11 protein-coding genes are annotated in these 13,463 nt (G+C 69.1%); 1 reads left to right on the top strand and 10 read right to left on the bottom strand.

The window, feature by feature from the left end:
* Nucleotides 1–3 precede the first annotated feature (3 nt).
* From ACSMXV_RS05505 to iolC, 7 genes are read right to left on the bottom strand one after another with little or no spacing between them, the layout of a single operon-like run.
* Nucleotides 4–1,437: a sugar porter family MFS transporter gene (locus ACSMXV_RS05505; protein ID WP_473176577.1), complete on the bottom strand. Its 1,434-nt coding sequence runs from the start codon at nt 1,435–1,437 to the stop codon at nt 4–6.
* Between the two features lie 9 nt (nt 1,438–1,446).
* Complete coding sequence (locus ACSMXV_RS05500; RefSeq protein WP_473176576.1) at nt 1,447–2,397, bottom strand: TIM barrel protein; 951 nt, start codon at nt 2,395–2,397, stop codon at nt 1,447–1,449.
* Between the two features lie 44 nt (nt 2,398–2,441).
* The gene (locus ACSMXV_RS05495) at nt 2,442–3,938 is read right to left on the bottom strand and encodes a CoA-acylating methylmalonate-semialdehyde dehydrogenase (RefSeq protein ID WP_473176575.1); all 1,497 of its coding nucleotides are present in this window, start codon (nt 3,936–3,938) and stop codon (nt 2,442–2,444) included.
* A 12-nt stretch (nt 3,939–3,950) separates the two neighbouring features.
* The gene (gene iolD, locus ACSMXV_RS05490; RefSeq protein ID WP_473176574.1) at nt 3,951–5,834 is read right to left on the bottom strand and encodes a 3D-(3,5/4)-trihydroxycyclohexane-1,2-dione acylhydrolase (decyclizing); all 1,884 of its coding nucleotides are present in this window, start codon (nt 5,832–5,834) and stop codon (nt 3,951–3,953) included.
* Entirely contained in the window at nt 5,831–6,709 is an 879-nt protein-coding gene (iolB, locus tag ACSMXV_RS05485) for a 5-deoxy-glucuronate isomerase (protein ID WP_473176573.1), read from the bottom strand. Before iolB ends, iolD begins: the two co-directional genes overlap by 4 nt.
* Nucleotides 6,706–7,575: a Cgl0159 family (beta/alpha)8-fold protein gene (locus ACSMXV_RS05480; RefSeq protein WP_473178837.1), complete on the bottom strand. Its 870-nt coding sequence runs from the start codon at nt 7,573–7,575 to the stop codon at nt 6,706–6,708. Before ACSMXV_RS05480 ends, iolB begins: the two co-directional genes overlap by 4 nt.
* Before the next feature lie 7 nt (nt 7,576–7,582).
* On the bottom strand, nt 7,583–8,575 hold the full coding sequence (iolC, locus tag ACSMXV_RS05475) for a 5-dehydro-2-deoxygluconokinase (RefSeq protein WP_473176572.1): 993 nt from the start codon (nt 8,573–8,575) through the stop codon (nt 7,583–7,585).
* Between the two features lie 269 nt (nt 8,576–8,844).
* On the opposite strand from iolC, the gene ACSMXV_RS05470 reads away from it, so the two are divergent.
* Nucleotides 8,845–9,840, top strand: coding sequence for a LacI family DNA-binding transcriptional regulator (locus ACSMXV_RS05470; RefSeq protein WP_473178836.1), 996 nt, complete (start codon nt 8,845–8,847; stop codon nt 9,838–9,840).
* Between the two features lie 172 nt (nt 9,841–10,012).
* Here ACSMXV_RS05470 and ACSMXV_RS05465 read toward each other — a convergent pair whose 3' ends face one another.
* The 3 genes from ACSMXV_RS05465 to ACSMXV_RS05455 all read right to left on the bottom strand — a co-directional run bounded on the left by ACSMXV_RS05465 (nt 10,013) and on the right by ACSMXV_RS05455 (nt 13,129).
* Nucleotides 10,013–10,867 carry an ATP-binding cassette domain-containing protein gene (locus ACSMXV_RS05465; RefSeq protein WP_473176571.1) on the bottom strand — a complete coding sequence of 285 codons (855 nt, stop codon included), beginning with the start codon at nt 10,865–10,867 and terminating at the stop codon, nt 10,013–10,015.
* The gene (locus ACSMXV_RS05460) at nt 10,864–11,979 is read right to left on the bottom strand and encodes an ABC transporter permease (protein WP_473176570.1); all 1,116 of its coding nucleotides are present in this window, start codon (nt 11,977–11,979) and stop codon (nt 10,864–10,866) included. The genes ACSMXV_RS05465 and ACSMXV_RS05460 overlap by 4 nt, the downstream gene beginning before the upstream one ends.
* Nucleotides 11,980–12,076: 97 nt before the next feature.
* Nucleotides 12,077–13,129 (bottom strand): sugar ABC transporter substrate-binding protein, encoded by a 1,053-nt coding sequence (locus ACSMXV_RS05455; protein WP_473176569.1) that lies wholly within the window; start codon nt 13,127–13,129, stop codon nt 12,077–12,079.
* Nucleotides 13,130–13,463: the final 334 nt, after the last annotated feature.

The following is a 13,463-nucleotide window of genomic DNA, read 5'->3' as shown; positions in this document are numbered from 1 at the left end:
GGTTCAGGAGTAGCGGGACCGGAGCTCCGTCTCCAGGTCCTCCAGCGTGCGGCCGCGCGTCTCGGGGACGTACAGCTTGACGAAGGTGATGGACAGGACACCCGCCACCACGAACAGGAAGAAGGTCGCGGAGATCCCGATGCCGGAGACCAGCGAGGGGAAGACCAGACCGATGGCGAAGTTGGTCAGCCACAGGACCACCGCCGCGACCCCCATGCCGAAGGCACGCATCCGCATCGGGAAGATCTCCGAGAGCATCAGCCAGGTCACCGGCGAGATCGCGCCCTGCTGGAAGGCGAGGAACGTGACCGTCATGGCGAGCACGGCGTAGGCCCGGCCGTCACCCGAGGGCAGCACCAGCGAGAAGACTCCGATCAACAGCAGCGCGCCGGTCGTGCCGACCTGGCCGGTCATCAGCATCGGTCGGCGGTTGACCCGGCCGAGCAGCCAGATGCCGACGAAGGTGGCGAGGACGGAGATCACACCGTTGGCGATGTTCGCCGTCAACGCGCTGTCCGCGGCGAACCCGGCGTCGGTGAGGATCTGCGTGCCGTAGTACATGATCGTGTTGACGCCCGTGATCTGCTGCACGATCGCGATACCGAAGCCGACGAACATCAGCCTGCGCACCCACGGTACGGACTTCATGTCCCGCCAGCCGCCGAGCTTCTCCTGCTCGTCCTTGACGGCGAGCGCGGTGACCTCGCGCAGCTCGGCCTCGGCCCGCTGCTGTGACCGGACCTGCTTCAGCACCTCCAGGGCCTCGCTGAAGCGGCTCTTGGAGGCCAGCCAGCGCGGGCTCTCCGGCATCACCAGCATGCCGAACCAGAGGACGACGGCCGGGATCGTCGCGATCACGAGCATCCAGCGCCAGATGCCGCCGGACTCGCCGCCCACCTGCGCGATGATCGCGTTGGAGGTGAAGGCCAGCAACTGACCGCTGACGATCATGAGTTCGTTGCGGGTGACCAGTGCGCCGCGCCGTTCGGCGGGCGAGATCTCCGCGAGGTAGACCGGAACGGTCACCGAGGCGCCGCCGACCGCGAGGCCGAGCACGAACCGCGCCACCACCATCACCGCGGTGGTCGGGGCGAGCGTGCAGCCGAGCGCGCCGACGAAGAACAGCACGGCCAGCAGGAGGATGTTGCGCCGCCTGCCGCGCGCGTCCGACAGCCGGCCGCCGACTACCGCCCCGAGCGCGGCGCCGAGGAGCAGCGAGCTGGTGACCATGCCCTCCGTGAAGGGGGTCAGGCCCAGGTCGTCGGTCATGTACGGCAGCGCGCCGTTGATGACTCCGGTGTCGTAGCCGAAGAGCAGTCCGCCGAAGGTGGCGATGATCGTGATGAGCCGCAGCCGCCGGGAGACCGCCGGCGGGGCGTCGTCGATGAGCGCGGAGGGTGCGGTGGGAGCCTGATGCGCGTCGTCCCTGACGTCCATGGCCGCCTCCTAACGGTTGTTGTTCGGGCGTCGGGTTCCGGTCAGGCCGCAGCCGGCCAGGTGCTCACGCGTGCTGACGGCGATGGGCAGCGGCACCTCGGGGGCGCAGGGATACAGGTCCTGCTCGACGATCACGAACAACTCGGCGTCCAGCTTGGAGAGTTCGTCGACCACGTCGGCCGGGCTGGGCACCCCCGCGGGCGGGGAGACGCACACGCCGCGCTTGACGGCCTCGCCGAAGGACAGGTCCTCGGCGGCGACCTGGGCGAGGATCTCCGGGTCCATCTGCTTGATGTGGACGTAGCCGACGCGCTCGCCGAAGCGGCGGATCAGGTCGAGGTTGTCTCCGCCGCCGTAGGCGACGTGCCCGGTGTCCAGGCAGAGGTTCGTGTAGCGGCTGTCGGACTCGCCCAGCAGCCGCTCGATCTCCGGCTGGGTCTGGATGTGGCTGTCGGCGTGCGGGTGGATGATGAGCCGCACGTCGTACTCGTCGACGAGCAGCTTGCCGAGCCGGTCCGCGGCCCGGCCGAAGCCCGCCCACTGCTCGGCGGTCAGCTCGGGTGACTCGGTGAACGCGCCGGTCTTCTCGTCCCGGTACATGGGCGGGATGAGGACGAGGTGGTGGGCGCCTGCGGCGGCAGTCAGCGTGGCCACCTGCCGGACGTGGGCGAGCATCTCGTCCCACGCCTCGGGGCGGTGCAGCGCGCCGAACGCGGTGCCGCCGGAGACCTGGAGCCCTCGGGCGTCCAGCTCCTCTTTGAGGCGCTGCGGGTCGGTGGGGAGATAGCCGTAGGGGCCGAGCTCCAGCCACTCGTAGCCGGCCCCTGCCAGCTCGTCGAGGAAGCGGGTGTACGGGACCTGGTGCTCGTCCTCGGGGAACCAGACGCCCCAGGAGTCGGGGGCGGAGCCGAGGCACAGGTTGCCCGCGGTGGTGCGGAGTGGGGATGGCGCCGTTGCCATGGTCGGAATCCTTCTGAGATGGGGGACGGAGGTGCCTTTTTCGCTCAGCTGGAGGTGGGGAAGTTGAAACCGGCGGTCGTCTGCTGGGTGGGCTGGGGCCAGCGGGTGGTGACGACCTTGGGACGGGTGTAGAAGCGGATGCCTTCGGGGCCGTGGATGGGGGAGTCGCCGATGAGGGAGTCCTTCCAGCCGCCGAAGGAGTAGTACGACATCGGCACGGGCACGGGGACGTTGACGCCGATCATGCCGACGTTGATCTTGCGCTGGAAGCGGCGGGCGGCTTCGCCGGAGGCCGTGAAGAGGGCGGTGCCGTTGCCGTAGGGGTTGGCGTTGATCAACGCGATTGCCTCGTCGAGGGACTCGGCACGGACGATCGCCAGCACCGGGCCGAAGAGCTCCTCCTTGTAGGCGTCCATCTCGGCCGTGACGTGGTCGAGGAGGGACGGGCCGGTGAAGAAGCCCTCCTCGTGACCGTCGACCTTCAGACCGCGGCCGTCGACGACGATGGTGGCGCCCTGGGTGGCGGCGGTGGTGACGGCGCTTTCGATGCGTTCCTGGGCGGCCCTGGTGACGAGGGGGCCCATATCGGTGCCGGGGGCGTCACCGGGGCCTACCTTCACCTCGCGGGCCTTGCGCTCCAGCACCTTGACCAGCCCGTCGGCGGCGTCACCGACCGCGACGGCCACCGAGACCGCCATGCAGCGTTCGCCTGCGGAGCCGTAGGCGCCGGCGGTGATGTGGTTGGCGGCGAAGTCGAGGTCGGCGTCGGGGAGGACGACAGCGTGGTTCTTGGCGCCGCCGAGGGCCTGGACGCGCTTGCCGTGGGCGGTGGCCTGCTCGTGGACGTACTTGGCGATCGGTGTGGAGCCGACGAAGGAGACGGCTTCGATGCCGGGGTGGGTGAGGATGGCGTCGACGGCCGGCTTGCCGCCGTGGACGACGTTGAAGACGCCGTCGGGCAGGCCGGCCCTCTTGTACAGGTCGGCGACGAAGTTGGCGGCGGAGGGGTCGCGTTCGCTGGGCTTGAGGATGAAGGTGTTGCCGGTCGCGACGGCGATCGGGTGCATCCACAGGGGCACCATGGCGGGGAAGTTGAACGGCGTGATGCCCGCGACGACGCCGAGGGGCTGGCGGAAGTTGTGCACGTCGACGCCGCGGGAGACCTGGTCGGAGAAGCCGCCCTTGAGGATGTCGCCGAGGCCGCAGGCGAATTCCACGACCTCGCGGCCGCGTACGATCTCGCCGCGTGCGTCGTCGACGGTCTTGCCGTGCTCGGCGGAGATGATCCGGGCCAGTTCTTCCTCGTGGTCGACGAGGAGCTGGCGGAAGGCGAACATCACCTGGGTGCGCTGGGTGAGCGAGGACTCGGACCAGGTCTCGAAGGCGCGGGATGCGGCCGCGACGGCGGCGTCGACATCGGCGGCTGAGCCCAGGGCGACCTGAGCCTGTTCCTGGCCGGTGGCGGGGTTGAACACGGGTGCGGTCTGCGGGTTCGTGCCGGCGGCGGGTGAGCCGTTGATCCAGTGCTGGATGGTCTTCACGTGAGGGTGTCCTTACAGGTAGTGCCGCTGGTGGCGCTTGTGGGCGGCGTAGGTCTCGTAGGCGGCTCGGGTGGAGTCCAGGGCGGAGGTCTGGCTGACCGGCACGTCCCACCAGCCGTGTCCGGGCGGGTTCGGCCCGCACAGGTCGGTCTCGACGTGCACGACGGTGGTGCGGCTCGCGGCCTTGGCCTTCTCCATCGCCGTACGGAACTCCTCCACGGAGGAGGCGTGCAGGACGTCCGCACCGAGGGAGGAGGCGTTAGCGGCCAGGTCGACCGGGAGCACATCGCCGTCGAGGAGACCGGAATCGCCGTCGCGGAAGCGGTACCTGGTGCCGAAGCGCTGCGAACCGAGCGACTCGGACAGTGAGCCGATGGAGGCGAAGCCGTGGTTCTGGACGAGGACGATGATGACCTTCAGGCCTTCGGAGACCATGGTCACGATCTCCTGAGCCATCATCAGATACGAGCCGTCGCCGACGAGGACGACGACCTCGCGCGAGGGGTCGGCCATCTTCACGCCGACACCGGCGGCGACCTCGTAGCCCATGCAGGAGTAGGCGTACTCGACGTGGTAGGCCTTCGGATCCCGCGCCCGCCACAGTTGCTGCAGGTCGCCGGGCATGGAGCCGGCCGCGTTGATCACCACGTCGCGGTCACCGAGGACATCGTTCAGTGCGCCGAGGATCTGGGTCTGGGCGGGGAGGTCGCCGGTGTTGCGGTCGGGCGCACAGCACGCCTCCTCGATCTCCCGTGTGTGAGCGATCAGTTCGCGGGTGCGGGCACGGTGGGACGGGTCGACCTCCCAGTCCACCAGCGCTGCGGCAAGGGCCTGGATGCCGAGCCGGGCGTCGGCCACCAGTGGCTCGGCGGAGTGCTTGACGGCGTCGAGGCGGGCCACGTTGAGGTTGACGAACGCGACATCGGGGTTGCCGAAGACGGTGTGACTGGCGGTGGTGAAATCGCTGTAGCGGGTGCCGATGCCCAGGACGACGTCGGCCTCCTTCGCCAGCTCGTTCGCCGCGAACGAGCCGGTGGAGCCGATGCCTCCGACCGCGCAGGGGTGGTCCCACGGGACGGCGCCCTTGCCGGCGTGCGTGTCCGCGACCGGGATGCCGGTGGCCTCGGCGAAGGCACGCACCTGCGTCTCGGCACCGGAGTAGACGGTGCCGCCACCGGCCACGATCAGCGGCTTTTTCGCATTGCGGAGCAGTCGGGCGGCCCGTTCGACGGCGGCGGGTTCCGGCACCGGACGTCCCACGTGCCACACCCGGCGCCGGAAGAAGGAGACGGGCCAGTCGTAGGCTTCCGCCTGCACGTCCTGCGGCAGCGCCAGGGTGACGGCGCCGGTCTCCACCGGGTCGGTCAGCACCCGCATCGCGGCCAGCGCCGCCGGGATCAGCTGCTCCGGGCGCGAGATGCGGTCGAAGTACTTCGACACGGCGCGGAAGGCGTCGTTGACGGTGACGTCTCCGCCGCGGGTGTCCTCCAGCTGCTGCAGCACGGGGTCGGCGGCGCGGGTGGCGAACATGTCGCTGGGCAACAGCAGCCCCGGCAGCCGGTTGGTGGTCGCGAGCGCCGCACCGGTGATCATGTTCGTCGAGCCGGGCCCGGTGGATGCCGTGCAGGCGAACGTCGCCAGCCGGTCGCGCATCTTCGCGTACGCCACCGACGCGTGCACCATGCCCTGCTCGTTACGGGCCAAGTAGTACGGCAGATCCGCCTCCCCTGTGACCGCGGCCTGGAGAAGCGCCTGCCCGATCCCGGCCACATTGCCGTGCCCGAAGATCCCCCACACCCCGGGGATCAGCCGCTGCTCCTGCCCGTCAAGCTCGCTGTACTGGTTCGCGAGGAAACGTACGAGCGCCTGGGCCGTGGTGAGTCGGACGGTCTTCATCGTTCGTTGAGCCCTTCGAAGGGAAGCCGGTCGTCGATGTCCTGGGTCTCCCAGGTGCCGCGGACCCACCCGTGGGCGGGGTCGTCGCAGATCAGCCAGGCGCGGTCCTGGCCGGGGCCCGCCATGACGTTGAGGTAGTAGAGGTCGTAGCCGGGTGCGGCGATGGACGGGCCGTGCCAGCCGTGCGGGATGAGGACGGTGTCGCCGGAGCGGACCTCGGCGAGCACGTCGATCGGCCGCTCTGCCGTTCCGTAGACGCGCTGGTAGCCGAAGCCGCCCTCGCCCGCGACCTGGAAGTAGTAGATCTCCTCCAGTTCGGACTCCTCGCCGGGGCGTGCCTCGTCGTGCTTGTGCGGCGGGTACGACGACCAGTTGCCGCCAGGCGTGAGCACCTCACACACCAGCAACTGCTCGGCTTCAAACGTCCCGGGCAGGCAGTAGTTGTTGACCTGCCGGGAACAGGCCCCGGCGCCGCGCAGCTCGACGGGCACGTCCTCCTTGCGCCCGTACCGGGCGGGAAGGCCGCCCCGCTCGGTACGGGCAGAAGGCAGCGCGAACCGTCCCCCCTGCGCGCTGCTGATGACGGCCTCCGACTCCCGCGGCAGATATACGAAGTCGGTGGTGGAGTCGAACACGCCTGTACGGCCGACGAGCTGGAACTCCTCGCCCGCGACGGTGACGGTGCACGACCCGTTCAGGGGCAGCACCAGAAACTCGCAGTCGTCCGTTCCGAAGGCGTGCGTCTCGCCGGGCGAGAGGGTGACGATCCGCAGACCCGAGTAACCCCAGCCGGCCGACTCGGGCGTGATGACGAGGTCGTACGGGCCCTCTGCCGCCTGGCCCTTGGGGAGGTGGTACTTGCTCGTGTCACTCACAGCAGGCTCACCGCCCGGTCCACCGCGCCGGCGACATCGCCGTCCGACGGGTAGAGCAGGGAACGGCCCACGACCAGACCCTGCGCGGTCGGGAGCTTGAGGGCCTTGCCCCAGGAGGCGAACGCGGCATCCGGGTCCGTGACTTCGCCGCCGAGCAGCAGCGCGGGCAGAGTGGAGGAGGCGAGCACGCGCTCCATGCCGTCGACGACCGGCAGCTTCAGCCACGTATAGGCCGTACGGCGGCCCAGCCCGGAGGCGATGGTGATGGACTTGACGACGGCGTCGGAGGAGAGGTCGTTGCGGACCCTGCCGTCCCGCCAGACCGACATGAACGGCTCGACCATCGCAATGAGTTGGCGGTCGTTGAGTGCGTCGACGGCGCGGGCGGTGTTCTCCAGGGCGGACGGCGTCGCCGGGTCGTCCAGCGCGATACGGATGAGCATCTTGCCGCCGTCGAAGCCCATCGCGGCGATCGTCTCGGCGTCGTAACCGGTGAACCGGTCGTCGATCTCGAAGACCGAGCCGGCGAGTCCGGCGCGGTTCATCGAGCCGAAGACGCTCTTGCCGTCGAGTACACCGAGCAGCAGGAGGTCCTCCAGGATGTCGGCGGTGCCGAGGACACCCGTCACACCCGGCCGCTCCAGGGCGACACACATCCTTTCGAGCAGCTCGAAGCGGTCGGCCATCGCGGACGGATCGTCGCCCACCGCGTTGGCGCCGCGCGCCGGATGATCGGCGGCGATGATCATCGCCTTGCCGTGCTCGCCGAGGGGCGAGGCGGCCCTGACGCGCCGGGCGGCTGCCGCCGCAATGGCACCGGGATCCTTGACCCTGGCGTCCACGATCCGGCTCACCTTGTCGGACAGCACTGCCTCACACCTCTCGGGTTGATTCGTTGTGGGGGGTTTCGCCGTGATGCGGGGCGTTCGAGGTGGCGAGCTTCGCCTCCACCTCGGCCTCCGTCGGCATGGCGTCCGAGCAGGCCAGCTCGCCGGCGACCAGAGCGCCCGCAGCGTTGGCGAAGGCGACCGTGCGGCGGGTGTCCCAGCCGGACAGCAGACCGTGGCAGAGCGCGCCACCGAAGGCGTCACCGGCGCCGAGACCGTTCACCACGTCGACCGCGACGGGCGGGATCTCGGCCGTGGCGCCGCCTCGGTCCATCGCCAGCACGCCCTTGGGCCCCTGCTTCACCACTGCCAGCTCGACACCGGCGGCGAGTAGCGCCTTGCCTGCGGCGTACGGCTCGCGCTCTCCGGTCGCCACCTCGCACTCGTCGAGATTGCCGACGGCGACCGTGGTGAACCGGAGGGCCTCGGCGTAGTACGCACGCGCCGCCGACGGGTCCTGCCAGAACATCGGCCGCCAGTCCAGATCGAAGACCGTCGTCCCCGCCTTCGCCCGGTGCTCCAGGGCCCCGAGGGTGGCCGAGCGGCTCGGCTCCTCGCTCAAGCCGGTGCCCGTCATCCAGAAGATCCGCGCGTCACGCACCGCACCCAGATCCAGATCACCGGGCCGGATGTCCAGGTCGGGTGCCTTCGGCAGCCGGTAGAAGTACAGCGGGAAGTCGTCCGGCGGGAAGATCTCGCAGAACGTCACCGGGGTGGGCGCGATGTCCGACGTACCGACGAAGCGGGTGTCGACGCCGTAGCCGTCCAGGGCCGTGCGGACGAAGTCCCCGAACGGGTCCCGGCCCGTCTTGGTGATCACACTCGCGGTGCGCCCGTACCGGGCGGCGGCGACGGCCACGTTGGTCGGGCTGCCGCCGAGGTACTTGCCGAACGAGGTGACCTCCGCCAGCCCCACGCCCGTCTGGAGCGGATACACATCCACTCCGACACGGCCGATGGTCAACACATCGAACGACATATCAGTATTCGTCCCTTCACTCTCCCGGCCTCATCGGGATGGGGGGCGGAAACGGGGATGATCCCGGGTCTCTGTCGCGCTCTACTAGCGCGCTCTAGTAGGAGTACGATGACCCTGGTTCAAATGTCATGTCAATAGGTTGTTGCTGGGAGATTTCGTAGGCCGCTGGTAGCTGGTGCGGCAGACTTCCTGGAGAGGGCGTCGACCAGGTGCCAGTGGGTCGGGAGGATGGTTCGCAGGTGGACTCAACGGGTAGGCAGCGGCCCACGATGATGGACGTCGCCGTGAGGGCGGGGGTGTCGAGGGCGCTGGTCTCCCTCGTCTTCCGCAACCAGCCGGGGGCGAGCCAGGAGACCCGCGAGCGGGTGCTGCGCGTCGCCGACGAGATCGGCTACCGCCCGGACAGCGCTGCCCGGCTGCTTGCGCGGGGCCGTAGCCGCACGCTCGGTGTGATGCTCACCGTGCACCAGCCTTTTCAGGCGGACCTCGTCGAGGGCATCTACCCGGAGGCCGAGCGCCTCGGCTACGAGGTCCTGCTCTCCGCCAACGCACCCGGCCGCGACGAGGCCAAGGCGATCGAGGCACTCCTCAGCCACCGTTGCGGGGCGCTGATCCTGCTGGGCCCGGCGTCCGACGCCGCGGACCTGGACGCCCTGGGGCGCCGCACGCCAACCGTTTCGGTCGGTCGGAGGGTGCCGGGCGCGCATGTCGACAGCGTCCACTCGGCCGAGAACAAGGGCGTTCGGCAGGCCATGGACCACCTCGTCGAACTGGGCCACAAGCGCATCGTGCACGTCGACGGCGGCAGGCAGTCCGGCTCGGTGGAGCGACGCCGCGCCTACCGCGACGCGATGCGTCGGCACGGCCTGGCCGAGGAGATCCGGGTGATCCCGGGCGCCCATGACGAGGACGCGGGCATCGAAGCCGGCCGCCTGCTGCTCGCCGAGCGCGACCGGGGACTTTCCCTGCCCACCGCGGTCCTCGCGGGCAACGACCGTTGTGCGATGGGCCTGTTGATGACCCTCACCCGGGCGGGCGTGGACGTCCCCGGCGAGGTGTCGGTCGTCGGCTACGACGACAGTCATCTCTCGCATGTGATGCCGATCGGGCTGACGACGGTTCGTCAGGACGCCGTCCTTATCGCCGAGTACGCGGTGCGGTTCGTTGTGGAACGGCTGGAGAGCGGCGAGTCGGAGCCGCGTGAGGCGGTGCTGGATCCAAAGCTGGTGGTACGTGAGACGAGCGGGCCGCCCCGGAGCGAATGAGCCGAGGGGAAAGGACATCTCGTACAGCAACGCGCGGCCGACGACCAGTCCCCGCACGCTCGGCCGGCGCAGGGTGCGTCCCCATGAGAGCAGGTCCGCTGCCGAGCCCGCCAGGGCAGGGGAGGGGCGGGCCCGGCCGTACGCGGTCCCGGGCAGGACGGAGTGGATCGCCTCAGGCCAGCGGCATGCCTTCGCGGTGTCGGCGCAGTCCCTCAGGCCCCTCCACCACCGCCGCGGTGAGTTCCTCGACGCTGGTGTCCTCACGGCGTACGTCAAGGATCTTGCGGCCGTGGTTCATCACGATGTGCCGGTCGCAGACCTGGAAGGCGTGGTGCAGATTGTGGGTGACGAGCACCGAGCTGACGCCCTCCTTCTTCAGCTGCAGAAGGTAGTTGAGCAGCGCCTCGGTCGCGCGCACGGCCAGGGCGCTGGTCGGCTCGTCGAGGATCAGCAGACTGTGCTTGAAGTGCACCGCGCGGGCGATCGCCACTGCTTGCTGCTGGCCGCCGGAGAGCGAACCGACCAGCTGGTTCGGGCTTTTGATGCCCTCGATGGTGACCACGCTGTCGAGGATCTGCGCGGCGATCTCGTTCATTTTCTTGATCTTCATCAGGCCGATCGGGTTGGTGATCTCACGGCCCATGAAGATGTTGCGGGTGATCGTCATCGACGGCACCAGAGCGGAGTCCTGGAAGATCGTCTCGACGCCGCGCTTCTCGGTCTCCTGGCGATTGATCGTGCCCAGCTTCTCGCCGCGCCAGAGGTACTCGCCCTCGTCGGCGAGTACGACGCCGGACATCGTCTTGACCAGCGTCGATTTGCCGGCGCCGTTGTCGCCGAGCAGTCCGACGACCTCGCCCTGGTGGATCGTGAAGCTGAGGTCGTCCAGCACGGTGTTCGGCCCGTACCGCTTGGTGATGCCGGACAGTTCCAGCAGGACCTCGCCCGTACGTTCTTGGGTGGCGGTGGGGGACATGGTGGTTGCTCCGTTTCCGGCGGGCTCGGCGGAGGGTGCGGTGGCGCTCATTCGGCCTTCCCCTCGATCATGCGGTTGAAGAAGGCCGCGGCGACGATGATCAGGCCGACGAACAGGTCCAGATAGAAGCCCGGAGCACCGCCGAGCAGCAGGATGTCCTGCACGGTGAGGATGAGGGCCGCGCCGAGGACCATGCCGAGGACGCTGCCCCGGCCGCCGGACAGGGAGACGCCGCCGACGACGGCCGCCGCGATCGCCCGCAGTTCCAGACCGCGACCGCTGCCGGGCTGCACGGATCCCGTGCGGACGGCGGTGAGGATGGCGGCGATCGCCACGCACAGACCGAGGATGCAGAACGCGATGATCTTGACCCGGGCCGGGTTGATGGAGATGGCGCGGGCCGCGGCGGGGTTGCCGCCGACGGCGAAGATGTGGTTGCCCAGCCGGTGCCGGTGCACCATGAGCCAGAACAGGCCGCCGAGCACGAGGAGCCAGATCACCTGGCCCCGGAAGAAGCCGAGGTCACCGGCGAAGATGGCCTTCATGGTCTCGCTCGGGACCATCAGGGTGGCCGTGGTGCCGTTGTAGAAGAGCGCGGCGCCTTCCCAGAAGAGCATCATGCCCAGCGTCACGATGAATGAGGGGATCTTCGCCTTGGTGGTGAGGATGCCGTTCAGCAGGGCGATGCTGATACCGGTGATGAGGGCCATGCCGGTGGCGGTCCAGGGGCTCGCACCGTCGGAGTACCACCGGGTGAACACCAGCGCGCAGAAGGTGAAGTTGGCGCCGAGGGACAGGTCGAACTCTCCGGCGATGATGAGGATGCCGGCACCGATGGCCAGGATCGCCAGTACGGGGATGCTCTGGCTGAGGACGTTGAAGTTCGCCTTCTCCAGGTAGGGGAAGCCCTGCGGGTTCACCAGGTAGTAGACGACGCAGCCGATCTGCAGCAGGACGAAGATGACGCCGATCTCCATCGCCCCGCGCCCGCGCATCTGGCGCAGCCGCTCGGTCAGCCGCCCCGTGGTGCTGGTGGGGGCCGAGTCCGCCAGGTTGCGCTTGTGGACGGCGGCGCCGTCTACGGCCGGATCGCCCTCCACGGCGACGATGGCGGCTTCCGCCGCCGTGCTCTCGGCGGTCACCTGACCGCTCCGCTCACTCATGCTCGTACTGCCTTTCCTTCGGTGGGGTGGGGCGGTCTTCCGTTGCTGCGGCAGACCGCCCCGAACTGGTCGTGGGCTGACGTGAGTGGGGGGAGCGTCAGCGGACCTTGCCCGCGAGCTTCTCGGCGACGCCGACGTTGGACTTGTCGACCAGACCACTGCCACCGGAGTTGATGCTGGCCGGACTCAGGCCGAAGTCCAGGAGCAGGCCGAGCTGTATGACGGTCTGGAAGCCCTGGACGTAGCCCTGCTGGTCGGCCGCGGCGTCAATGGCGCCGGACTTGATGCCGTTGACGATCTGCGGAGCCAGGTCGAAGCCCACGACGGGGACCTTCACACCGGAGTCCTCCATGGCCTTGGGCAGGTTGCGGTGCGGAGTGCCGCCCAGGGGGACGATCGCGGCCGTCTTCTTGTGGCCGAGCAGGTACTGCGTGATCTTGTCCAGCGCGGCCGAGTCCTCGATCCCCGTGCCGAGGATGTCCGACTTCGCGCCGACCTCGTCGAGCGCGCGCTGCACACCGGCATGACGCTGCACCGCGTAGACCTGGTCCGGGAACTCGACCGGTGTGAGGACGGTGTCGCCCTTGCCGATGTCGGGATGGTCGGCGAGCAGGCGCTTGCCGAGCAGATAGCCGACCGCCTCGAAGTCCTGGCCGACGAAGCCGAGCGTGCACTTGCCGACCTTGCCGCTCTGGGTGATGTTGTAGGCCATCACCGGGATGCCGGCCTTCTGGGCCGCACAGACGTTCTCGGTGTACTTGTTGGGGTCGTCGAGCACGACGGCCAGCGCGGCCGGCTTGTCGGCGACGGCGCTGCCGATCAGGTCGTTGTACTTGCTCTGGTCACCCGAACTGGTCTGCATGTTCAGGTCGAGATCGAGCAACTGCGCGGCATCCTTGGCGCCTTGCGCGATGGTGGTCCAGAACGGATCCCCCGGGTCCTGAGCCAGCAGGAACGTCACCTTGCGGTCCTTGGCCTCGCTGCCGAGACCGGACTTCAGCGAGGTCCCCTTCGAGGACCCCGAGGACGAGTCGTCGCCGGAGCCGGCGGAGCAGCCGACCGCGAGCAGTGTGAGAGCGGGGACGAGAGCGAAGGCGCGCCAGCCGGTGACCCGGCGGGCTCTACGGGGCGAAGGCGTGGAGTGCGGCACGGTCTTACCTCTCCTTCGAGGGCACCGCAGACCCGCATTGGGGCATGCGGAATCAGCCGAGGAGTCCTCGAGCGGTGTGGGATGGATGTGGCCTGGGCCTCGGGCCGGCGCGGTGGCCGACCTTGTGGCGCAGATGTAACGCCCACCTGAAGGGAGGTGTCAATAGAATGTCCGCACATCGTTCCCAACAAGCGGGTAACGGAGCGCCGAATGAGTAGGGCATCCAAGCCCCGAGCGCGCGTGGATATCTCGCCCCGGCTGAAAGGAGATGGAGTTTCCGCAGGTCAGGGACGCTGTGCCGGTGGATCTAGAGCGCTCTAGGAGAGGCAGGCGA

This window comes from Streptomyces sp. DSM 42067 (assembly GCF_055792885.1).
This window is presented reverse-complemented; position numbering and strand designations above follow the sequence as displayed.